This is a genomic window from Parasedimentitalea nitratireducens, assembly GCF_057444295.1.
The window spans coordinates 757,939-779,230 of record NZ_JBYAXC010000002.1 but is presented as its reverse complement, the minus strand read 5'-3'; the positions used below and the strand labels follow the sequence as shown (position 1 = coordinate 779,230).

The 21,292-nt window shown below is 56.0% G+C and carries 20 protein-coding genes; 13 read left to right on the top strand and 7 right to left on the bottom strand.

Going from position 1 to position 21,292, the window contains the following annotated elements; translation table 11 throughout:
* Window positions 1-39 precede the first annotated feature (39 nt).
* Entirely contained in the window at window positions 40-798 is a 759-nt protein-coding gene (locus tag AC2T28_RS09490; protein WP_486748732.1) for an alpha/beta fold hydrolase, read from the bottom strand.
* Window positions 799-908: 110 nt separating this feature from the next.
* Between AC2T28_RS09490 and AC2T28_RS09485 the strand changes: the two genes are divergently transcribed.
* From AC2T28_RS09485 to AC2T28_RS09470, 4 genes are all read left to right on the top strand, one after another.
* Entirely contained in the window at window positions 909-1,274 is a 366-nt protein-coding gene (locus AC2T28_RS09485) for a hypothetical protein (RefSeq protein ID WP_486748731.1), read from the top strand.
* Between the two features lie 63 nt (window positions 1,275-1,337).
* Window positions 1,338-1,940: a TetR/AcrR family transcriptional regulator gene (locus tag AC2T28_RS09480; RefSeq protein ID WP_486748730.1), complete on the top strand. Its 603-nt coding sequence runs from the start codon at window positions 1,338-1,340 to the stop codon at window positions 1,938-1,940.
* 86 nt (window positions 1,941-2,026) lie between these two features.
* Entirely contained in the window at window positions 2,027-2,704 is a 678-nt protein-coding gene (locus tag AC2T28_RS09475; RefSeq protein WP_486748729.1) for a PspA/IM30 family protein, read from the top strand.
* A 72-nt stretch (window positions 2,705-2,776) separates the two neighbouring features.
* Window positions 2,777-3,064 carry a YiaA/YiaB family inner membrane protein gene (locus AC2T28_RS09470; protein ID WP_486748728.1) on the top strand — a complete coding sequence of 96 codons (288 nt, stop codon included), beginning with the start codon at window positions 2,777-2,779 and terminating at the stop codon, window positions 3,062-3,064.
* An 81-nt stretch (window positions 3,065-3,145) separates the two neighbouring features.
* On the opposite strand, the gene AC2T28_RS09465 is transcribed toward AC2T28_RS09470, so the two are convergent.
* The 3 genes from AC2T28_RS09465 to glyA all read right to left on the bottom strand — a co-directional run bounded on the left by AC2T28_RS09465 (window position 3,146) and on the right by glyA (window position 6,127).
* Entirely contained in the window at window positions 3,146-4,018 is an 873-nt protein-coding gene (locus AC2T28_RS09465; protein ID WP_486748727.1) for a DUF817 domain-containing protein, read from the bottom strand.
* Complete coding sequence (locus AC2T28_RS09460; RefSeq protein WP_486748726.1) at window positions 4,015-4,548, bottom strand: RNA 2'-phosphotransferase; 534 nt, start codon at window positions 4,546-4,548, stop codon at window positions 4,015-4,017. Before AC2T28_RS09460 ends, AC2T28_RS09465 begins: the two co-directional genes overlap by 4 nt.
* Before the next feature lie 283 nt (window positions 4,549-4,831).
* A complete protein-coding gene (glyA, locus tag AC2T28_RS09455) occupies window positions 4,832-6,127 on the bottom strand; it encodes a serine hydroxymethyltransferase (protein WP_486748725.1) in 1,296 nt (431 codons plus the stop codon).
* 173 nt (window positions 6,128-6,300) lie between these two features.
* On the opposite strand from glyA, the gene AC2T28_RS09450 reads away from it, so the two are divergent.
* The gene (locus AC2T28_RS09450; protein ID WP_486748724.1) at window positions 6,301-7,062 is read left to right on the top strand and encodes an NAD kinase; all 762 of its coding nucleotides are present in this window, start codon (window positions 6,301-6,303) and stop codon (window positions 7,060-7,062) included.
* Window positions 7,063-7,267: 205 nt separating this feature from the next.
* Here the strand turns inward: AC2T28_RS09450 and AC2T28_RS09445 are convergent, their stop codons facing one another.
* Complete coding sequence (locus tag AC2T28_RS09445) at window positions 7,268-8,710, bottom strand: amidase family protein (protein ID WP_486748723.1); 1,443 nt, start codon at window positions 8,708-8,710, stop codon at window positions 7,268-7,270.
* Between the two features lie 146 nt (window positions 8,711-8,856).
* On the opposite strand from AC2T28_RS09445, the gene AC2T28_RS09440 reads away from it, so the two are divergent.
* Window positions 8,857-9,375: a hypothetical protein gene (locus AC2T28_RS09440; protein WP_486748722.1), complete on the top strand. Its 519-nt coding sequence runs from the start codon at window positions 8,857-8,859 to the stop codon at window positions 9,373-9,375.
* Between the two features lie 35 nt (window positions 9,376-9,410).
* Here AC2T28_RS09440 and prpE read toward each other — a convergent pair whose 3' ends face one another.
* Both prpE and AC2T28_RS09430 read right to left on the bottom strand, forming a co-directional pair.
* The gene (gene prpE, locus AC2T28_RS09435; RefSeq protein WP_486748721.1) at window positions 9,411-11,300 is read right to left on the bottom strand and encodes a propionate-CoA ligase PrpE; all 1,890 of its coding nucleotides are present in this window, start codon (window positions 11,298-11,300) and stop codon (window positions 9,411-9,413) included.
* A 267-nt stretch (window positions 11,301-11,567) separates the two neighbouring features.
* Window positions 11,568-13,841: an NADP-dependent malic enzyme gene (locus AC2T28_RS09430; protein WP_486748720.1), complete on the bottom strand. Its 2,274-nt coding sequence runs from the start codon at window positions 13,839-13,841 to the stop codon at window positions 11,568-11,570.
* Window positions 13,842-14,001: 160 nt separating this feature from the next.
* Here AC2T28_RS09430 and AC2T28_RS09425 point away from each other — a divergent pair, with 160 nt between their 5' ends.
* From AC2T28_RS09425 to AC2T28_RS09395, 7 genes are all read left to right on the top strand, one after another.
* Window positions 14,002-15,087, top strand: a complete 1,086-nt coding sequence (locus AC2T28_RS09425) for a cupin domain-containing protein (RefSeq protein WP_486748719.1) — start codon at window positions 14,002-14,004, stop codon at window positions 15,085-15,087.
* Between the two features lie 127 nt (window positions 15,088-15,214).
* Window positions 15,215-15,631: a cytidine deaminase gene (locus AC2T28_RS09420; protein ID WP_486748718.1), complete on the top strand. Its 417-nt coding sequence runs from the start codon at window positions 15,215-15,217 to the stop codon at window positions 15,629-15,631.
* A gap of 4 nt (window positions 15,632-15,635) precedes the next feature.
* The gene (locus AC2T28_RS09415) at window positions 15,636-16,940 is read left to right on the top strand and encodes a thymidine phosphorylase (protein ID WP_486748717.1); all 1,305 of its coding nucleotides are present in this window, start codon (window positions 15,636-15,638) and stop codon (window positions 16,938-16,940) included.
* Window positions 16,940-18,151 carry a phosphopentomutase gene (locus AC2T28_RS09410; RefSeq protein ID WP_486748716.1) on the top strand — a complete coding sequence of 404 codons (1,212 nt, stop codon included), beginning with the start codon at window positions 16,940-16,942 and terminating at the stop codon, window positions 18,149-18,151. The genes AC2T28_RS09415 and AC2T28_RS09410 overlap by 1 nt, the downstream gene beginning before the upstream one ends.
* Window positions 18,148-19,131: an adenosine deaminase gene (locus AC2T28_RS09405; protein ID WP_486748715.1), complete on the top strand. Its 984-nt coding sequence runs from the start codon at window positions 18,148-18,150 to the stop codon at window positions 19,129-19,131. The genes AC2T28_RS09410 and AC2T28_RS09405 overlap by 4 nt, the downstream gene beginning before the upstream one ends.
* Window positions 19,132-19,764 (top strand): uracil phosphoribosyltransferase, encoded by a 633-nt coding sequence (gene upp, locus AC2T28_RS09400; protein WP_486748714.1) that lies wholly within the window; start codon window positions 19,132-19,134, stop codon window positions 19,762-19,764. It abuts the gene before it with no gap.
* Between the two features lie 138 nt (window positions 19,765-19,902).
* The gene (locus tag AC2T28_RS09395; RefSeq protein WP_486748713.1) at window positions 19,903-21,228 is read left to right on the top strand and encodes an SPOR domain-containing protein; all 1,326 of its coding nucleotides are present in this window, start codon (window positions 19,903-19,905) and stop codon (window positions 21,226-21,228) included.
* Window positions 21,229-21,292: the final 64 nt, after the last annotated feature.

Genomic DNA, 21,292 nt, shown 5'->3' with positions numbered 1-21,292 from the left:
ATAATACTCCGCCCCATTGTCGTTCAGGAATGCCCAAGTTTAGGCGTTCAGGAAAATTCGCGCGGTGTCTTCAAAGGCGCGGGGCTTTTCGGCGTGAAGCCAGTGACCGGCATCCGGGATCTTGGCAAAACGAGCCTGCGGGAAACGGGCGCGGATGACGTCGCGATGCTCGGGCAAGACGTAGTCAGAATTTGCCCCAGACAGGAACAGCACCGAGCCAGGCCATGAGGCCTCAGTCTGCGGGAAAGACATGATGTTGGGCATCTGGTCTGCCAGTGTGTCCAGGTTCAGCCGCCAGCGTTTGTTGGGGATGTCGAGCGACTGGGTAAAGAAGCTCTGCAAAGCAGGTTCCACACCAGCTGCAGCCAGTTGCTGTTCCGCCTCGGGGCGGCGTTGCAAGTTGGCCAGATCGACGCTGCGCATAGCTTTGATAAACTGGATCTGACTGTGCGAATAAGCAACTGGTGCGATGTCAGCAACCAGCAGACGGTTTACGCGGTCGGGGTGGTTTAACGCCAGCATCATCGCTGCCTTGCCGCCCATCGAATGACCGATCACGTCCACTGGTCCGCCCTGCGCATCAATCACATCGGCCAGATCCTGTGCCAGCTCAGGGTAGGTATGGCTCGCCTCCCAAGCGCTGTGGCCGTGGTTGCGCATGTCGACGGCGATAACCTGTCGCTCGTTTGAAAGACGCTTGGCAATGACGCCCCAGTTGCGTGCAGAACCATAAAGGCCGTGCGCAATCAATAGGGCGGGTTTGTCGGTGGCTGTGCCATGAGTGATCGTGTTTAACATGCCCCTTTGATAACGACGCTGATGCCGCGCTGCCAGCCCCAATAGGGTGTATTGAGCCCTGCCACAGCAAGGGGTAGTGTGGCGCAGGTTTCACACAGGAGAGTGCCAGAATGGCCCAGACGATCGCCGAAGACATTGCCGAAGTTCGTGAACTGCTGAAAGCGCGTGAACATGCCGGTGGCGATCTGGTTGTGGCGTTAAAAAAAGCCCGTCGCAGGCTGCCGCGACGGGTGTTCAATCAAGGCATGCTGTTGGCCAAGGCTGTTCCTTTGATGGACCACCCCAAGCTAAGATTGACCCTGGATGAAACTGCTCTCCACAAAGCCGCGCGTGAAGTCCGGGACTATCTGAAATCGATCGACCTGGCGGATCGTCGCAAAGGGCGGGTTCTGGACATCCTGGGCAGCATAGCGTTTTCGATCCTTGCGGTCATTGTGCTGTTGCTGGTTGTTCTGCGCTGGCGCGGATTGATCTGATCCTATCTTTTCTTCTGCGACTGGCAAAGTTAACTTGAACCAAGTTCAAGACATGGGGAAGACATGACCACCAAAGCCCAGCAGCGCCGAGCAGATCTGCGTGAAAAACTGGTAGAAGCCGCCGAACAAAGAATAGATCGCGATGGCGCGGCTGCATTGCGGGCCCGTGATCTTGCCAAAGATGCTGGCTGCGCAGTGGGCGCAATTTACACCGCCTATGACGATCTCAATGCGTTGATCATGGCGGTGAACGGGCGGACGTTCAAAAAACTGGGGCAGGTGGTTGCCAGTTCGGTTGATGGGGCAGGGAAGGCGCCTGCGAACCACCGTCTGATATTGATGAGCAACGCCTACCTGGGCTTTGCTTCGGAGAACACCAACCTGTGGCGGGCGTTGTTTGATTTGCAGATGCGCGCAGATGATCAGGTGCCAGACTGGTATTTACAGGCGTTGAAAGCTCTGTTTTCCCACATTGCACGTCCGGTTTCTGAACTGTTCCCAGATCACAGCCACAAGGAATTGGACTTGATGGTGCGGGCGCTGTTCTCTTCGGTGCATGGGATCGTGCTGTTGGGGCTTGAGCAACGGATCTCGGCTGTACCGCTTGCGCAGGTTGAAGTGATGATTGCTCAGCTGCTGAATCAGATAGGCCAGAATAAAATTTGAACGCCGTTCATTTTTGCACTTGAACGCCGTTCAAGGATTCGCTATAGCTATTTTCATGAACGATGTTCACTGAATTGGAGGGCGAAATGTTTGGTACTTTGAGAACTTTATTTGTTGGTGCAAATGCCCGCGCCGAAGAGCAGTTGCGTGATACATTCTCGATTGAATTGATTGATCAGAAAATCCGAGAGTCAGAGGGGAGCCTGAAAGCTGCCAAGCTGACATTGGCCAGCTTGATCCAGCGCCAGCGTGCTGAAATTCGCCAGATCGAAACACTAGAGGCGCGCGTCGCGGATCTACTGTCGCGGGCCAAAGAGGCGCTGGACGGTGACCGCGAAGACCTGGCCCAAACCGCCGCCCAGGCCGTTGCCGAGATGGAAAACGAACTGACCGTACGCCGCCAGACATTGAAGCGATTGGAACGCCGGATCATGCAGCTGCGCCAATCGGTAGAAACTGCAAACCGTCGTATCGTGGATCTGAAGCAGGGCGCAATGTCGGCCCGTGCGACCAAGCGAGAGCAGAATATACAACGTAAGCTGAACAAACATCTGGGAGGAGACAGCCCAATGGAAGAAGCCGAAGCCTTGATTGCTCGGGTGATGGATCAGGATGATCCGTTCGAGCAGGGCGAAATTCTGCGAGAGATAGATGGTGATCTTGGTCACGCCACAATCGCCGAAGATCTGGCAGATGCTGGATTTGGCAAGCGTAGCGGCAGTTCGGCTGCCAGTGTGTTGGATCGCCTTAAGGCCGAAAAGTAACCCTAGCACAACCATAAATCAGTCACAGTTTCGGGCTATCAGAGGCCCATATTTTAGGAAGTGGAACAGAAAATGTATAATGAAAATAGCGATAATAAACTGATCATCATGCTGAACGGCGCCGGCGTTGCCCTGGCCTATGGATTGCTTGCAATCTCTCTGTGGTTGTCGACCGAGGTGCCATTGGCGACAAAAGGGTATTGGGCCATGGGTGTGCTGTTGCTGACCATCAGCCTGATCAATGTGGTGAAGTACCGTTTTGACCACCGCTCCAGCTCGGACCGTATCAGCCGTATCGAGGAGGCACGCAATGAAAAGCTTCTGGAAGAGGCACTGAGCGATCCCAAGTCCCAGATCTGATTGAATTGAACTCTACCAAAACGCCCGAGACATGTCTCGGGCGTTTTGTGTTGAAAATCGACAACCTGTCGTAAGGTGAAACTAAACGCGGGCTTTGGTCAGCTTGGTATCGTGTAAAGGCTTGACCGATAGGGCATCTCGCAACACCACGGTCACAGTGACAAAACTCACAAATAGCAGCAGATACCACGATCCCATTTTGACAAAGCTGACCATTTGGTGACTGTCTTGACCAGCATAAATCCAGGTCTTGGTTCTGGTGCCCACATTCTCGGCGACCCACAGAAAAAAGCTGGAAAAGAACGCCGCCAGTGGCAGAGGCATCCAGTAGCTGCTGTTGCCAATGTGAAACCAGATTCGGGTTCGGGCAAACAGAATGACCGTGGCCGCAAACAGTGCCAGCCGGATGTCGGGCAGATAGTGGTGGGCAAAGAAATTTCCGTAGATCGCTACTGCAAGAACCACCGTGATCCAGAATGGCGGGTAGGGGGCAAATCGCATGTCAAACAATCGGATCACCCGTGCCATGTAAGACCCAACTGCCGCATACATGAACCCCGAGAAAAGCGGAACACCCCAAAGCTTTAGCAGGCCATCGCCGGGATAGCCCCAGCTGCCCATATTGACCTTGAAAACCTCCATCACCGTACCCGTGATATGGAACAGCAGGATCACCCGTGCCTCACGCCAGCTTTCCATGCCTGTGGTCAGAAACAAGACCTGCAATGCCAGGGCGTAGGCGAGTAGGGCGTCATAGCGGGCAAGGGGCCAATCCGTCTGCCAGATCTGACTGCTGAAGATCATGCCGATCAACAACAGCATACCAAATAGCGCAGCCCACCCCTGTTTTAGGGTGAACATGACAAATTCACTGAGGGCGCGTGGCAATCTGGCCCGCATCCAGTCGCCAAGGCGGCGCTCAAGCTGGCGGGTGGAATTGGCTTGAGAGGTCATTGACGCAAAAACGCAGGCGGCACGTGATCGCAAAGCCAGACACCATTTTCAGACAACAGGAAGCTGTGACCCTGGGCATGCATCTTCGCCGCCTCGACAAGAAGTACGACTGGTTTGCCGTGTCGCATACCAACCTGGCGGGCTGTATCGGGATCGGGTGAAAGATGCACGTGGTGTCGGGATTGCCGGGTCAGGCCTTCGGTGCGGATGGCTGTTAGATTGGTCTCAGCGGTGCCATGAAACAAAACGTCCGGCGGTCGGCAGGCTGGCAAGCCCAGATCAATCGGAATGGAGTGCCCTTGATTGGCGCGGATCTTTTGACCATCGGTGGAAATGGCGAACCGTTGCTTGGCATTGGTTTGCACGACTTCCTCTATCTGTTCGCGCGACACGGGCTGTTCAGAATTGGCAATGATCTCATCGATGGAAACCCACCCCTGTTGGTCCATTGTTAATTGCAGGGTTTCTGGCTTGTGGCGAAGCAGATAACTTAGAAATTTGCTGCGGGCTTTTAATTCATTCTTATCCATGAGGGGCACTTAACCAGCGGATCGCATTGCGGTCCAGTACCGAGTGGGGCCGCTCCCGCCAGTTTTACCAGTCTACGACAGGCAGAACTGTTGGGCCGGGCGCCGCGCTGGGGCGCGGCGCGGCGCGGCTGCGAAACTCGGAGAACACAGCCCGCAGGGTTGCTGGGCCCAAGGCCTTTGGTCTGGCATCTTTGATGCCGGACCAGGGCGCGGGAGCATTTGGGCGCGAAAAAACCGCCGCAGCCAAGGGCCATGGCGGTTTCGATGTTTTTAATTCCGACGTTTACAGGTTCGGATACAGCGGGAACTTGGCGCAGAGATCAGCGACTTTGGCGCGCACTCCTGCTTCAACCTCGGCATTGCCTTCTTCGCCGTTGGCGGCCAGACCGTCGACAACTTCGACAATCAGATCGGCGATCTGGCGGAACTCATCCTCACCAAAGCCACGGGTGGTACCCGCCGGGGTGCCCAGACGCAGGCCTGAAGTGACCATTGGCTTTTCCGGGTCAAACGGGATGCCGTTTTTGTTGGTGGTGATGTACGCGCGGCCCAGGGCCTTGTCAGCAATGTTGCCGGTTACGCCTTTGGGGCGCAGGTCAACCAGCATGACGTGGGTGTCGGTGCCACCGGTGACGATGTCCAGACCACCTTTGATCAGCTGATCAGCAAGGGCCACGGCATTTGCGCGCACTTGCTTTTGGTACGTTTTGAATTCTGGTTGCAACGCCTCACCAAAGGCCACGGCCTTGGCCGCGATGACGTGCATCAGTGGGCCGCCCTGGATGCCGGGGAAGATTGCCGAGTTCAGTTTCTTGGCAATTTCAGCATCGTTGGTCAGGATCATGCCGCCACGTGGACCACGCAGGGTTTTGTGGGTTGTGGTAGTTGCGACATGGGCGTGTGGGAAAGGCGAGGGGTGCTCACCCGCAGCAACCAGACCTGCGATATGTGCCATGTCGACCAGCAGATAGGCGCCAACCATGTCTGCAATCTCGCGGAAACGAGCAAAGTCGATCTGGCGCGGAATAGCGGAACCACCAGCGATGATCATCTTGGGCTGGTGCTCCTTGGCCTGTGCTTCGACCTGGTCATAATCGATCAGGTTGTCATCACGACGCACGCCATAGGATACTGCGTTGAACCATTTGCCCGATTGGTTGGGGCGTGCACCGTGGGTCAGGTGACCACCCGAGGCCAGATCCATGCCAAGGATGGTGTCGCCGGGCTTGATCAGAGCCTGGAAAGTGCCCTGGTTGGCTTGGCTGCCAGAGTTCGGCTGAACGTTGACAAATTCACAGCCAAACAGCTGTTTGGCGCGATCAATGGCCAAATCTTCAACCACATCAACATGTTGGCAGCCGCCATAATAGCGGCGACCTGGGTAACCTTCGGCGTATTTGTTGGTCAGAACAGTGCCCTGTGCCTGCATCACCGCTGCGGAAACGATGTTCTCGCTGGCGATCAGTTCAATCTCGTCGCGCTGGCGGGTCAGCTCGTCTGTGATCGATGCAAAAATGTCAGGGTCGCGTTCGGCGAGCGACTGGGTGAAAAAACCGGGGTCACGGGAGGATTGGGACATGAGGGCACCGTTTTTGTTAGACTGGATTTGGCGATTTCCTATAGGAAACTTTGCAGGTCGGAAAGCCTGTAAAGCGACGAATCCCTGCGTCAGAGCGGCAAGTCTGGCTATCTGGGGAAAGGTGTGATTGTTTCGGAACCAATTGCGCAACACCGGAAACTGTTTTTGTGGATATGAGAATCACCTTTTTAGCCAGTCAGGTACCTGTCGCTCAGAATGCGCTTGATGTTCTGACGGCCCGTTACGGCAACGTTGATCCTGATCAAGCTGATGTGATCGTAGCCTTGGGCGGCGATGGGTTCATGCTTCATACCCTGCATGCCACCGTCGACTTACCGGCCCCGGTATATGGTATGAACCGCGGAACAATTGGCTTTCTGATGAACGTCTACGATGAAAACGGGTTGATCGAGCGGTTGCATGCGGCTGAAGAGGAAATCATCAACCCACTTTCCATGCGTGCGATGGACCGTAAGGGCGTTTTGCATCAGGCGCTGGCCATCAACGAAGTGTCTTTGCTGCGCGCCGGTCCTCAGGCGGCCAAGCTGAAAATTTCAGTAGATGGGCGCGAGCGATTGGACGAGTTGGTTTGTGATGGGGCGCTGGTTGCAACACCAGCCGGGTCAACTGCGTATAACTACTCTGCACATGGTCCGATTGTCCCTATTGGCTCGGATGTGCTTGCTCTGACACCGGTTGCTGCCTTTCGACCACGGCGTTGGCGTGGCGCATTGTTGCCCAGCAATGCCAGTGTACGATTCGATGTTTTGGATGCCGAAAAACGCCCTGTAAATGCAGATGCGGACTCTATTTCTAAGTCTATTGCTAATATAGACTGGGTGGAGATCAGCACCGAAACCAATGTGCAGCATAAAATTCTGTTCGACCCCGGCCACGGGTTGGAAGAGCGGCTAATCTCCGAGCAGTTTTCCTAAGAAGTGAGGTTCACGGAAACGTGAATATAGCATCGGCGACATGGTTCACTTTAGCCCTACCTCAAACTGGCTGGAAGCAGCACCGACCTCTTTGTCTAGGTTGGTTTGTTGTGAACGAGTATGTTTGGTAGAAAAGCGTTGGGCGTGAGGCTTTGAACTCACGCCCGCGCATTTTGCTGTGCCCGCAAAACTTGCTGCTTTTGTCTCAAGAGGTTGCGTGTTCCATCCGCTTCCACAACAGATCACACATGCGCCCCACCCGTGCTTCGATTGCGGCGCAGGCGTCCACAGCCAGGTCTTCGCGCCAGCGCTGCGCGACAATCTGAACATTGATTGGTTGCGGTCCTTGCGGCAAGTTGGCCAGTCTTGACGGAACGCAGGCAGCCGGAAGGCCGATATAGTTCATTGCATAGGAATAAACCGCACAGCCCAGCACCTCGTGCACGCCTTCGGCGCCTTCGGTGTCGCGGTTTGGTCTGAAAAACGGCTGTGGTAAAAACGGAGTCAGCACCAGCGGGTACTGTTCTAGGAACAAAGACCATTCGCGCGCATAAAATGTCCGCTTGGCCATCATCTGCAAAAGTTCATTTTCCAGAAATGGCGGGAATTCCTGAAAATAGACCGAAAAAATATCTCGCACGGTCTGAGACCCTGCGGCGTCAACGTCTTTCTTCATCAGCGACCAGACCTCACCCATCAGGGCGCGATAGCCGGCGCGGCCTGCATCAAACACATTGGGCGGCTCCACCTCTTCTACGACGTATCCCGCATCAATCAATGCATCGCGGGCCGTGTCCAGTGCGGCCTCGACTTCAGGGTGTAGATCATACCCAAAGGTGTTCTTGGTAAAGGCAACCTTGATCGGCCCCTCCATCGGAGCGCCGCGCCAGGGCAGGGGGACATGAAACGGATCGCGTGGGTCACGCGCGATCATGGTTGGCATCGACAGATGGAGATCTGCAGCGCAACGGGTCAGCAAACCCTGCACCGACATGGATTGCGCCAGCATGCCCCGTTCAGCAGATTGACTGGGGTTATAAGCGGGCACGCGTCCTAACCCCGGCTTTACAGTCACCGCGCCGTTGGCCGCCGCGGGGAAACGTAAACTTCCGCCAATATCGTTCCCATGCGCCAGAGCACCAATACCGGCCATGACCGAGGCCCCAGCTCCTCCGGAGGAGCCACCGGGGGAGATATGTCGCCCCCAGGGGTTATGGGTGCGGCCATGCAGTGGATTGTCGGTATCCGCGCGAAACGAGAACTCAGGCGTATTGGTGCGCCCGATTACAACGGCCCCGGCTTTTTGCAGGTTTTCGACGATGGGTGCGTCAGCGGAGGCGATCAGATCCTTGAGCGCCGCCACCCCGTTTGATGTCGCATGTCCTGCTTGGTCGACGTTGATCTTAATGGTCACAGGTACGCCGTGCAGTGGTCCAGAAGGCGTGCCAGATGAGCGCGCCTTATCCAAGTTCCTTGCCCGTTCTAAGGCCTCGTCGCTTAGGTCTTCGACCACGGCGTTTAGGGCAGGGTTAACCGCATTCATACGATCGATCGAGGCGGCGATGCTGTCCTCTGCGCTCAGATCACCAGCGCGGGTGCGGGTGGCAATTTCGCTGGCGCTAAGACGCCAAATGTCGTTGCTTGTCATATCACTAATCTCCTGAGCTGCAGGTTAGGCTGGTGTCGGAGAGTTGCAAGCGAATCCGGGCTGTTGAGTAAAGTGACGGAGTGTTCCCTTGCCAATAGAGCGATTTCAGGTCTCTATTCGAAATATTCACATTTGAGATATGACATATGACCAGAACTGCATTCTTCAGCCTTTTCCTTATTGCTCTTTCCAGTGCCACCTTTGCGCAGGGAGAGTTCGTACCGATTGAACAGGTTTTAGGGGAAACCACCTCTAAGCCCTACGAGTGTGGTCAGTACGACCGAAAGAGCAAAACCTGTACATCAATCGCGAAAATGGAGATTTCAAACGGATTTCTAGTCAACGATTCACAGTTCAATCTGGGGACTGCGCCGGTCATCCGTTTTAATGCAAACGCGCGTTATGAGATAAGAAATGGCTGGATCTGCGGCGATCAAGAGAAGGCACAACTGACCGCGACAGGAACGCGTGCACAGCATGAATTGGATGCGGCAACACAATTTGTGCGCAAGGAATACTTGAATATGGGTCAGGTTTGCGTCGGTTACTTCAAACTAGGTAGATCGCGGTTTGAAGTTCGATTTCATGACGCGGCTGGGAAAGTGCTGCCCAACCGAACGACAGAGGTCCGGTTCTTTGCTCAGCCACCAAAGTTACGTCCTTAACGGCTTGGGCGGCGCCTGAGACGCCGCCCGCTTTTTCACGTTGCGTAGCCAATTGTTTGGAGCGCTGTCTTGATTTCATCCAGGATTGCCGGATCATCAATGGTTGCGGGCATCTTGTATTCGGTACCATCAGCAATGCTCACCATGGTGCCACGCAGGATTTTGCCTGACCGCGTCTTTGGCAGGCGATCTACAACAACGGCCAGTTTGAATGCAGCGACCGGGCCGATCTTTTCACGCACCAGCTTGACCACTTCGGCAACCACCTCGTCGTTGTCCCGGGTTGTATTGGCGTTCAGGCACAGGAAGCCCACCGGCATTTGACCTTTGAGCTGGTCGGTTACGCCGATCACGGCACATTCGGCAACGTCCGGGTGTCCGGCCAGTACCTCTTCCATGCCACCGGTAGACAGCCGGTGGCCAGCGACGTTGATGACGTCATCGGTGCGCGCCATGATATAAAGATAGCCGTCGTCGTCCTTCATCCCGGCATCGCCAGTCTCATAGTAGCCGGGAAAGGCGTTAAGATAGCTGGATTGGAAGCGCTCGGGCGCGTTCCAAAGGGTCGGGAGGGTCCCCGGAGGCAGCGGCAATTTGATTGCAATAGCCCCCAACTCTCCATTGGCGACAGGGTGGCCGCCTTCATCCAGGATCTCGACCTCGTAACCGGGCATTGGAACCGCGGGCGAGCCAAGTTTGGTGGGCAGTTCCTCGACCCCCAGCGGGTTGGCGGCAATCGACCAGCCGGTTTCTGTTTGCCACCAATGATCCACCACCGGCACACCAAGGTGTTCTTGGGCCCAAAGGATTGTATCCGGATCGGCACGTTCACCGGCTAAATAGACCTGGCCCAGGTTCGATAGGTCGTATTTCTTTACAAACTCTCCGGTTGGATCCTCACGTTTGACAGCCCGGAACGCGGTTGGCGCGGTGAAGAAACTCTTAACCTTATGTTCGGAGATCACCCGCCAGAAAGTGCCCGCATCTGGGGTGCCGATGGGTTTGCCCTCGAACACAATTGTGGTGTTGCCCGCAATCAATGGCGCATAGCAGATGTAGCTGTGGCCCACGACCCAGCCCACATCTGACGCAGCCCAGAACACATCGCCGGGATCAACGTTATAGATGCTCTTCATGGTCCAGTTCAGCGCGACCAGTTGGCCAGCTGTATGACGGATCACGCCCTTGGGCTGCCCGGTGGTGCCGGATGTATAGAGGATATAGGCCGGGTGGTTGCCCTCAACTGGGACACAGTCGGCAGGTTCAACGCCGTACTGGAACCCATGCCAGTTGACGTCGCGGCCTTCGACCAGCAGCGCAACATCTTGCTCGCGCTGAAAAATTACACAAAAGTCCGGCTTATGCTCGGCCAGATCAATGGCTCCATCCAACAAGGGCTTGTAATGCACCACGCGGTTTGGTTCTAACCCGCAAGACGCGGCAATGATCGCCTTGGGTTTGGCGTCGTCAATGCGAATGGCCAGCTCGTTGGCAGCAAAGCCGCCAAACACCACCGAGTGGATGGCGCCAATTCGGGCGCAGGCTAGCATGGCCTCTAGGGCTTCGGGGATCATCGGCATGTAAATGATGACACGATCCCCTTTTTCCACGCCTTTGGCCCGCAACGCCCCAGCCAGGCTGGCAACCCGGTTGCGCAGCTCAACATAGGAAATCTCGCGTTTGGTCTGGGTAATCGGGCTATCGTAGATAATCGCCGTCTGCTCGCCACGGCCGTTCTCGACGTGGCGGTCAACGGCATTGTAACAGGTGTTCACCTTGGCATCGGCAAACCATTCGTAGTGGGGAGCGTCATCGCCAAACAGGGCTTTGCTTGGAGGCTGGTCCCAGCTTATGGATTCGGCAGCCTGCATCCAGAACCCCTCGGGGTCGGTTTTCCAGCCTTCATAGAGCTCTTTGTATGACATGGGGTGCTCCTCCTAACACGTTGCAATGAGTTAGAAGTAAGTTGCACATCCGAGCAAGGGATCAGCGCCAAACAGCGTCAGATTATCGCGATTTATTTGCAGTTTGCCTGGGGGAGTGGCTGCAAATTTTTGCAAACACCTAAGGTTCGCAGAGTTTTACAGTTCAGAGTGGAGGTTTTGCAAATCTGCTAACCTGCCGATGCAAAGGGGTAACGAATCTTTGCACCCCGCCAAGAGTCGGCGGAGCACAGTTTTTAGACCGGCCTGTTAGCCGTAATGCGTCACCGGGGTACCAGCGATGGCAGCCATATTCAGCAAGCCGCGGGCGGTGATCGATGGGGAGACAATATGGGCGCGGTTGCCCATGCCCATCAGGATTGGACCAACCTCAAGACCATCTGCACGCATTTTCAGGATGTTGCGCACGCCGCTTGCCGCGTCAGCATGGGCAAAAATCAGCACATTGGCTGCGCCTTCCATACGTGAGTTGGGGAAAATCCGCGTGCGCAGGTCGGCATCCAGCGCGGTGTCAATGTTCATCTCACCTTCGTAGACAAAATCGCGCTGTTTCCCATCCAGTATTTCTATTGCCGCGCGCAAGCGGGCACCGGTATCGCAGCTTGTGTTGCCAAACTGTGATTGTGAGCAAAGCGCGATCTTAGGCTCGATGCCAAAACGGCGCACGTGACGTGCCGCACCAATTACAGATTGGGCAATTTGCTCTGGTGTCGGCTCAATCCGGACATGGGTGTCGGCAATGAACAGTGGGCCGTCTTCGAGGATCATCATCGACAGGGCGCCGTGGGGTTCATAGCTGTTGCCGCTCAGCATCTGGTTCACATAGTTCAGGTGCCAACGGTACTCGCCAAATGTCCCACAGATCAGGCTGTCGGCCTCGCCACGATGCACCATGATGCCGCCAATGGCGGTGGTGTTGGTGCGCATGACTGCCTTGGCAATATCAGGGGTCACGCCCTGACGCTGCAGCAGGCGGTGATAGCTGTTCCAGTAGTCGTAATACCGTGGATCGTTCTCGGGGTTGACGATTTGAAAATCGTTGCCGGGGCGGATATCCAGGCCCAGCTTTTCACAACGTGCGTCGATAACCTCGGGGCGGCCAATCAGGATTGGGGTTTCTGTGGTTTCCTCCAAAATCGCCTGGGCAGCGCGCAATACCCGCTCGTCCTCACCCTCGGCAAAGACAATCCGGCGTGACGCCACGCGGGCCGCGTCAAATACCGGCCGCATGAGGAGGGCAGATTTGAACACCGACTGGTTCAGCTTTTGCTGATAGGCATCCATGTCATCAATTTGTCGGGTGGCAGTGCCGGTTTCCATTGCAGCCTTGGCCACGGCTGAAGACACCACAGCGACCAAACGCGGGTCAAACGGCTTGGGGATCAGGTAGTCGGCGCCAAACGTCAGCTGTTCACCTTTATAGGCTGCGGCTGCCTCGGCCGATGTAGTGGCGCGGGCCAGTTCGGCAATACCTTCGACACAGGCAATCTGCATGGCGTCGTTGATTTCGGTGGCGCCAACATCCAGAGCACCGCGGAAAATGAACGGAAAGCACAGGACGTTGTTGACCTGGTTCGGGAAGTCGCTGCGGCCGGTGGCGATGATCGCGTCCGGTTTCACTTTGCGCGCTTCGTCCGGCATGATTTCTGGCGTGGGGTTGGCCAGGGCAAAAATGATTGGGCGTTCACCCATCTTGGCAACCATCTCTGGCTTCAAGACATTGGGACCAGACAGGCCGAGGAACAGGTCGGCATCGTCAATGACATCGTCCAGAGTGCGTTTGTCTGATGCTTGGGCAAACGCAGCTTTTTGCGGGTTCATATCCTCGGTCCGGCCCTCATAGACCAACCCGTGAATGTCACACAGCCAGATGTTCTCGCGTTTAACGCCTAGTTTCAGCAGCATGTTCAGGCAGGCAATGCCCGCAGCGCCACCACCTGTGGAAACGATCTTGATGTCCTCAAAGGATTTTCCGGCCACATGCAATGCGTTCCTGGCAGCCGCCCCAACCACAATGGCAGTGCCGTGCTGGTCGTCGTGGAACACCGGGATGTTCATCCGCTCGCGACACAGTTTTTCAACGATGAAACAATCTGGGGCTTTGATGTCTTCTAGATTGATGGCGCCAAAGGTTGGTTCTAGCGCGCAGACGATATCCGCCAGTTTTTCCGGGTCGCTTTCATTCACTTCGATATCAAAGCAGTCGATGCCGGCAAAGTTCTTGAACAGTACAGCCTTGCCTTCCATCACCGGTTTTGAGGCCAGCGCGCCAATATTACCCAGCCCAAGAACAGCGGATCCGTTGGTGACAACAGCTACAAGATTGCCACGCGTTGTATAGCGGGCAGCGTTTGCAGCGTCCGCTTTGATCTCAAGGCAAGCCTCGGCAACACCGGGAGAGTAGGCGCGCGCCAGGTCACGACCATTGGCCATTGGCTTGGTGGCACGGATCTCAAGCTTACCGGGCTGTGGATGCTCGTGATAATGAAGCGCCGCTTGACGCAGGTTCTGAGTGTCGGACATAGGGCGCTCCAAAAGATGTAGTTTAGTGTTAAACTAATTTGTACGTCTGGGAAACAGCGGATTTTAGCACCACAATATGGGATGGCTTCTTGAAATGTGAACACAAACTTTGCAGTATCAAACTTGATTGTTTTATGTTTGAAATATTTAGGGGTGAAGGATGACTGATACGATTGCCGAAATGCGTTTGCCAACGGATGAGCTGCGCAAGGATATTCCCTTTTATACCAAGGTTCTGGGGATGCGGATGGATATGATATATCCGGCTGACGATCCAAGTGTTGCCGTTTTCTCGGGTCACGGGTTACGGCTGCGTATTGAACGAGGGGCCCCAGAAGCGCCGGGTACATTGAGGGTTTTGACCGAAGATCCTGACGGTTTTGCCAATGGGCAGCGGACACTGACCGCGCCAAATGGGACAAAAATCGAAATCGTAGAGCGCCATCCGCCGATGGTGATGCCTGAAACGGTGCATTCATTTGTGGTGCGTCGACTCAAGGATCAGGCGCCCTGGATCATCGGGCGTGCCGGGATGCACTATCGCGACTTGGTTCCAGATCGGCTGGGAGGTTCAATCATTGCCAGCCACATCCGCATTCCAGATGGCGGACCGGTGCCGGATATGGTGCATTTCCACCGTGTTGGTTTTCAGTTGATCTTCTGCATCCACGGTTGGGTTGACGTGGTGTACGAGGATCAGGGCGAGAAGATGCGCCTGACCGCTGGCGATTGCTTTATCCAGCCTCCTGAAATTCGTCATCGGGTGCTCGAGGCCAGCGATAATGTGCAGGTGATCGAGATCGGCGTGCCGGCCGAACATATCACTGAGATTGATCACGATATGACGCTGCCAACTCCACATCTGCGCCCTGACCGGGAGTGGCAGGGGCAGCGGTTTGTTTACAACAAGGCCGAAGGTGCCGACTGGGTTCCCTTCCGGTTGCCGGGTTATATCTGCCGCGATACCTCGATTGCCGAAAACACAAAGGGCGTGGCTGGGGTGCAAGTGGTTCACCGTGGCGAAGGCGAGCCGCAATGGGCAACGCATGATACCGATATCCACTTTACCTTTGTGATGGGCGGAACGGTCACTCTTGAAGGAGAAGGGAGAGAGTCATACCCGCTAGAGCAGGGCGATGCCTTTGTCATCCCACCGGGAATGAAGACCCGTCTTAGCGATCCTTCGGATGATGTTGAACTGCTTGAAGTGACTTTGCCAGGGACATTCAACACAGCAGTTGGCTAATGACTGTTGATCCGCAACGAAGAAACAGCCTGCTTATGCGGGCTGTTTTTCCATGAGAACAGGCGTTTTTTGGCTGAGGGCTTTAAATCCCCATTGATGTTACCGTAAGCTGCGGCATTCTGACCAGATGATCAAAAATCGGGGAATCGCCATGAGCCTGAAAACCGCCGCCACCGCAGTACGTGAAAACGCCCATGCGCCTTACTCTAATTTTAAAGTGGGCGCGGCGATCCGGTCTGCTTCGGGGGAGACCTATGTTGGCTGCAATGTCGAAAACGTCGCTTATCCAGAAGGCACCTGTGCCGAGGCCGGGGCTATCGCGGCTATGGTTGCTGCAGGTGAAACCAAATTGGCCGAGGTCTTTGTCATTGCCGATTGCCCATCACCAATCCCACCATGTGGAGGGTGCCGCCAAAAGCTGGCCGAATTTGGGGCAGGGGACGTGACCGTAACGCTGGCGACAACAGATGGCGCAGAGCAGGTCACGACAATTGGTGATCTGTTGCCCGGCAAGTTCGATGCTGGCCACATGGAGCGGAGCTAAGCCAATGGACGCGCGCGCCATTATTGCGACATTGCGTCGAGGCGAAACGCCAACCGAAGAACAATTGCGTTGGTTCGCCCAAGGTTTGGCAGATGAGAGCGTCAGTGATGCTCAGGCCGGTGCTTTTGCCATGGCTGTGTGTTTGCGTGGGCTTGGGGCCGAAGGCCGACGGGCTCTGACCCTGGCCATGCGAGACAGTGGCGATGTGCTGGCTTGGGATCTGGACGGCCCGGTGCTGGACAAACACTCGACCGGGGGCGTCGGCGACTGCGTATCGCTTTTGCTGGCACCCGCCTTGGCTGAATGTGGTGCCTATGTGCCGATGATTTCGGGGCGTGGGCTGGGCCATACCGGTGGAACTCTGGACAAAATGGAGGCGATCCCGGGGGTGACGACACAGGTCCCGCAGGAGCGTCTGGAGCAGATCATGCGGGACGCTGGCTGTGCCATTGTCAGTGCAACAGCTCAAATTGCTCCTGCTGACAAACGGCTCTATGCCATCCGAGATGTGACATCGACTGTTGAAAGCCTCGATCTGATCACCGCGTCGATCCTGTCGAAAAAGCTTGCGGCCAGCCCGGACGGATTGGTGCTAGACGTCAAAGTGGGCTCAGGCGCTTTTATGAAAACCGTTGAGGAGGCCCGGACACTGGCCCAAGCGCTCAGCGAGACCGCCAATGCCGCTGGCTGTCGAACCACGGCAGTGATCACAGATATGAACCAACCGCTGGCCCCTGCATTGGGCAACGCGCTGGAAGTGGCCGAGGTCATGAAGGTGCTGACAGGCAAAGCGCATGGCCCTCTGGCTGAGATTACGGCAGCTCTGGGTGGGGTTTTACTGGCAGATGCCGGTCTTGCCAAAGATGAACAGGATGGGGCGACCCGCATTTCCGATATGTTGTCTGGCGGGCAGGTGGCTGAACGCTTTGGGCGCATGATCGCCGCTGTTGGTGGGCCATTGGGTTTTGTCGACAACTGGCAGCGTTTCCTGCCCGAGGCCACAGTGATCCGAGAGGTTCAGGCCAAAGAAACAGGTTACATCACCGCGATAGATGGCGAGGCTTTGGGGCTGGCAGTTGTTCGGCTTGGTGGGGGGCGGATGGTTGAAAGCGATCAAGTCAACCCGTCTGTTGGACTGGCGGGGTTGGTCCAACTTGGGCAAAAAGTTGAAAAAGGTCAGCAGATTGCGGTTGTCCATGCCGCGCGCGAGGACGCGGCCAATTTGGCTGAAACCACGGTTCACTCGGCGATTTCAATTTCGTCCAAGGCTCAGCCCGTGCCTGACTTGATTCACGAAAGGATCTCCTGATGCCGCGCGCGTTTTTGGTGGTGATGGATTCCGTCGGCATTGGCGGTGCTCCAGACGCCGACAGTTTCTACAATGGTGACCTGCCAGACCTTGGGGCCAACACATTGGGGCACATCGCCCAAGCCTGCGCCGAGGGGCGGGCCGAGGAGGGGCGTAGTGGTCCGCTGGCCTTGCCTAATCTAGAGCGTCTGGGGCTGGGTGCCGCGATGCGCTTGGCCTCTTCGGTGCCTGTGCCGGGGCTGGATGCTGAGCCCGAGGGGCGCTGGGGATGTGCTGCGGAAATAAGCCGGGGCAAGGATACGCCATCAGGCCATTGGGAGCTGGCAGGCCTGCCGGTGCCCTGGGATTGGTGCTTTTTCCCGGACACGGTGCCGTCCTTTCCATCTGACCTAAGCCAATATGTGGCCGAGGCGGCAGGTGTGGACGGTGTTCTGGGTGACTGCCACGCACCGGGCACTGCCATTATTGAACGACTTGGCGAAGAGCACATGAACACGGGTAAGCCGATTGTCTATACTTCGGCCGACAGCGTGATGCAGATTGCCGCCCACGAAGAGAGCTTTGGGTTGGATCGTCTGATTGATTTGTGTGAGGCGGTTGCGCCACGTCTCCACGAGATGAAGGTTGGCAGGGTGATTGCGCGCCCCTTTATCGGCAATGCTCAGGATGGGTTTACCCGCACCACCAACCGTCGGGATTTTGCCATTAAGCCTCCGGCTCCGATCCTGACCAACTGGGTGCAAAACGCCGGTGGTGCTGTTCACGCAATCGGTAAAATCGGTGACATCTTTTCCATGCAGGGTATTGATACCCTTGAAAAAGGTGCGGATGCCAAGTTGATGAGTGATCTGGCTGAGCGGATGCAGGATGCCAAAGATGGCAGCCTGACCTTTGCCAACTTTGTCGAGTTCGACAGCGTTTGCGGTCACCGCCGCGATATTTCTGGATATGCGCGCGCGCTCGAATGGTTTGACGGTGAAATTGGAAAAATACTTAGCATGCTGAAAGAAGGCGACATGTTGTTGCTGACAGCTGATCACGGCAATGACCCAAGCTGGCCGGGAACCGACCATACCCGTGAACAGGTGCCGGTGTTGATTGCTGGCCTTGGTACTGGATCGATTGGTCCTATCGCCTTTGCCGACGTCGCGGCCAGCGTTGCAGAGCATCTGGGTGTTGTGTCAGAAGGCCCGGGAAGGAGTTTCTTATGACTGTAGCTGATCTGCCGAAAATCGAATTGCACCTGCATCACGAGGGCGCTGCCCCTCCGAAATTCATTCGTCAGCTGGCGCATGAGAAAAAAATGGATCTGAGCGGAATTTTCCGCCCGGACGGAAGTTATGACTTCCGCGATTTCGCTCACTTCCTATCGGTATATGAAGCCGCAAGTGAGGTTCTGACCGGCCCAGAAGAATTTCGCCGTTTGACCCTCGCTATTCTTGAGGAAAGTGCTGCAAACGGAGTGGTTTACACCGAAAGCTTCATTAGCCCGGATTTCTGCGGTGGCGGTGATATGGTGGCGTGGAAGGATTATCTGGCTGCAATCCAAGATGCGGCTGAAGAAGCTGAAACCAAGTTTGGCATCACATTGCGAGGGGTCGTGACTTGTGTGCGCCATTTTGGCGCTGAGACTGCCAAAAAAGCCGCACGTTGCGCATCGCATACTGCGGGCGACTGGGTTGTTGGCTTCGGCATGGGGGGCAACGAGGGCATGTATACGCAGGGCGATTTTGCCTGGAGTTTTGATTGCGCGCGCGAGGCAGGCTTGCGTTTGACCACGCACGCCGGTGAATTTGGTGGCCCCGAAAGTGTTCGTGACGCGGTGCGTGTTCTGGGCGTTGAACGAATTGGCCACGGTGTGCGTTGCATTGAAGATGCCGACCTGGTGCACGAGCTAGTAGATCGCGGCACAGTGCTCGAGGTTTGCCCAGGCTCTAACGTGGTATTGGGACTGTTCCCCAATTTTGCCTCGCATCCAATTGCCAAGCTGCGCAATGTAGGCGTTCCTGTCACCGTTTCAACTGACGATCCGCCGTTTTTCCACACAACCATGCGCCGCGAGTATGAGATGCTGAACCAGGCCTTTGGCTGGGGCGCTGATGACTTTGCAGCAATAAATGAAACTGCGCTGTCGGCGGCATTTTGTGACGACACCACCCGAGACCGGGTGAAGAAAAGACTGGAGAGCTAAATGAGTGAACATCTGACCGTTGTTGACCACCCACTGGTGCAACACAAATTGACCCTGATGCGGGACAAAGGCACCTCGACCGCTGGTTTTCGGCGCTTGCTGCACGAGATCACGCAGCTACTGGCCTACGAGATCACCCGTGAGATGCCGCTGACCACCACCACCATCGAGACCCCGATGGAGGATATGGAGGCACCGATCCTTGCCGGTAAGAAGCTGGCGTTGGTATCGATCCTGCGTGCAGGTAACGGGATGCTGGACGGTGTGCTTGAGCTGATCCCCTCCGCCCGTGTTGGTTTTGTCGGTCTTTATCGTGACGAGGAAACGCTGCAGCCGGTTCAATATTATTTTAAGGTGCCCAAAGGGCTGGAAGATCGTTTGGTTATCGCAGTGGATCCGATGTTGGCGACTGGAAACAGTTCAGCCGCGGCCATTGATCTGCTGAAAGAAGCAGGGGCGACCAACATCCGCTTCCTGTGTTTGCTGGCTGCTCCCGAAGGCGTTGCCCGGATGAAAGAAGCTCATCCGGATGTCCCAATTGTGACCGCTTCTCTGGACCGTGAGTTGAACGAAAAAGGCTATATTATGCCAGGTTTGGGGGACGCTGGCGACCGTATGTTCGGAACCCAATAGAAACCTGGTCTTCTGGTTGAAAAATTATGGGGCGATTGCGCAACTATTTGCGTGATTGCCACATTATTGTCCACAAACCGTGCTTGCCACTGATTCGATTTTCAGGCATCTTCAATCCATATTTTGTGGGGCGCAGATATGAAAATCACTAGAGTTATTGCCATGAGCATAGTCGTAGGGGCGATTGGCGTACCTGGGGCGCAGGCCCAGTCAAAGCCACCGGCGGAATATCCGCCTGCCTCTTATACGGGTAAACAATACGTCGACAGCAAGGGCTGTGTTTATATCCGCGCTGGGGTAGACGGCAATGTAAACTGGGTTCCACGTGTGAGCCGGTCTCGCAAACAGCTATGTGGCTATAAGCCAACTGCTGTCGCAGGTGCGACCAGTGCCCCAAGCCAAAGTGCTGCACCCGAGCTGATCACCATCCCCACCGCGCAACAGCCTGCTGCAACAACACCAACTCCGGCAAAACCGGCCGCTTCGGTGGCCAGCTCTACGCCACCTGCAACGCCAGCACCAACCAAACCTCAGCGACCTTCGACAACTTCAACCCAAACCAGCGCCGCTCCGGCTGCGGTTCCTATTAAGGTCACACCAACGCCTCCAAAACCGGCCCAGCATCCTGTCGCAACGGCTCCGGTCCCCCGAGCTCCCGCGCCAGCAGTTTCGGACGACTGTGCCGGTGTGTCCGAGATTAGTCGACAGTATATGAACGACGGCGCGCGCTGTGGTCCACAAGCCGTGTCGCCAGTGACCTACGGCAATGGGTCTGGAATTAGCCCACAATCCTCGTTGCGCCTGACACCCAATACGCGGGTTGTGCCCACTCATGTTTATCAGGATCGACGCCATAGTCAGGGGCTATCAGCACCTGCGGGGTATCGCACGGTCTGGACCGATGACCGCCTGAACCTTCAACGTGCCGAGCGAACTTTGAAACCTGCGGTGATTACAGGTCGCGTAGAGGTGCCAGCGGGCTATGTACTGGCTACACGGGACGATAATCGTCTGAATACCCAGCGTGCGTTGCGAACAGCCCAAGGTGATGCGCAGACAGATTTGATCTGGACGCGTACTGTGCCTCGTGAATTGGTGCCACTGCCTGTTGATCGGCCCGTTGTCACTTTGCCTTCGGAAGTGGCACAAGGCCCGGCAGAAGCAGACGAGGGGCTGGTCCTGCGCCTTTCAACACGATCTGCACCGGATGCCCCACAGCCCAGTGCTGCGGTTTCCACGCGCCGCTATGTCCGCGCGGGCACCTATGCTGATCCCACCGTTGCGCAGGCCGCAGCACAGGGGCTCGCTGCCCAAGGGCTTCCGGTAAGGCTTGGCAGTGTCACACGTAGGGGCCAAGTTTATAAGGTTGTCCTAGCCGGACCGTATAATGCAGATTCTGCAGCGCAGACTGCGCTGGTCCAGGTGCGGGATGCAGGTTTTTCAGGTGCGCGACTTAGCAAGTAGTTCATGCACAATTCTCTGCGCACAAATAGTGCAGGGGGGGATGTGTTGGCTGAGCCATTGGTCC

Bases quoted from the DNA above. Each gene is read 5' to 3' on its own strand.
- AC2T28_RS09465 (WP_486748727.1), bottom strand. From the start codon at position 4,018: ATGACCTCTCAAGCCAATTCCACCCGCCAGCTTGAGCGCCGCCTTGGC.
- AC2T28_RS09485 (WP_486748731.1), top strand. From the start codon at position 909: ATGGCCCAGACGATCGCCGAAGACATTGCCGAAGTTCGTGAACTGCTG.
- AC2T28_RS09405 (WP_486748715.1), top strand. From the start codon at position 18,148: ATGACTGTAGCTGATCTGCCGAAAATCGAATTGCACCTGCATCACGAG.
- AC2T28_RS09440 (WP_486748722.1), top strand. From the start codon at position 8,857: ATGACCAGAACTGCATTCTTCAGCCTTTTCCTTATTGCTCTTTCCAGT.
- AC2T28_RS09490 (WP_486748732.1), bottom strand. From the start codon at position 798: ATGTTAAACACGATCACTCATGGCACAGCCACCGACAAACCCGCCCTA.
- AC2T28_RS09450 (WP_486748724.1), top strand. From the start codon at position 6,301: ATGAGAATCACCTTTTTAGCCAGTCAGGTACCTGTCGCTCAGAATGCG.
- AC2T28_RS09445 (WP_486748723.1), bottom strand. From the start codon at position 8,710: ATGACAAGCAACGACATTTGGCGTCTTAGCGCCAGCGAAATTGCCACC.
- AC2T28_RS09410 (WP_486748716.1), top strand. From the start codon at position 16,940: ATGCCGCGCGCGTTTTTGGTGGTGATGGATTCCGTCGGCATTGGCGGT.
- AC2T28_RS09415 (WP_486748717.1), top strand. From the start codon at position 15,636: ATGGACGCGCGCGCCATTATTGCGACATTGCGTCGAGGCGAAACGCCA.
- AC2T28_RS09480 (WP_486748730.1), top strand. From the start codon at position 1,338: ATGACCACCAAAGCCCAGCAGCGCCGAGCAGATCTGCGTGAAAAACTG.
- AC2T28_RS09470 (WP_486748728.1), top strand. From the start codon at position 2,777: ATGTATAATGAAAATAGCGATAATAAACTGATCATCATGCTGAACGGC.
- glyA (WP_486748725.1), bottom strand. From the start codon at position 6,127: ATGTCCCAATCCTCCCGTGACCCCGGTTTTTTCACCCAGTCGCTCGCC.
- AC2T28_RS09425 (WP_486748719.1), top strand. From the start codon at position 14,002: ATGACTGATACGATTGCCGAAATGCGTTTGCCAACGGATGAGCTGCGC.
- AC2T28_RS09430 (WP_486748720.1), bottom strand. From the start codon at position 13,841: ATGTCCGACACTCAGAACCTGCGTCAAGCGGCGCTTCATTATCACGAG.
- AC2T28_RS09460 (WP_486748726.1), bottom strand. From the start codon at position 4,548: ATGGATAAGAATGAATTAAAAGCCCGCAGCAAATTTCTAAGTTATCTG.
- AC2T28_RS09475 (WP_486748729.1), top strand. From the start codon at position 2,027: ATGTTTGGTACTTTGAGAACTTTATTTGTTGGTGCAAATGCCCGCGCC.
- prpE (WP_486748721.1), bottom strand. From the start codon at position 11,300: ATGTCATACAAAGAGCTCTATGAAGGCTGGAAAACCGACCCCGAGGGG.
- AC2T28_RS09395 (WP_486748713.1), top strand. From the start codon at position 19,903: ATGAAAATCACTAGAGTTATTGCCATGAGCATAGTCGTAGGGGCGATT.
- upp (WP_486748714.1), top strand. From the start codon at position 19,132: ATGAGTGAACATCTGACCGTTGTTGACCACCCACTGGTGCAACACAAA.
- AC2T28_RS09420 (WP_486748718.1), top strand. From the start codon at position 15,215: ATGATCAAAAATCGGGGAATCGCCATGAGCCTGAAAACCGCCGCCACC.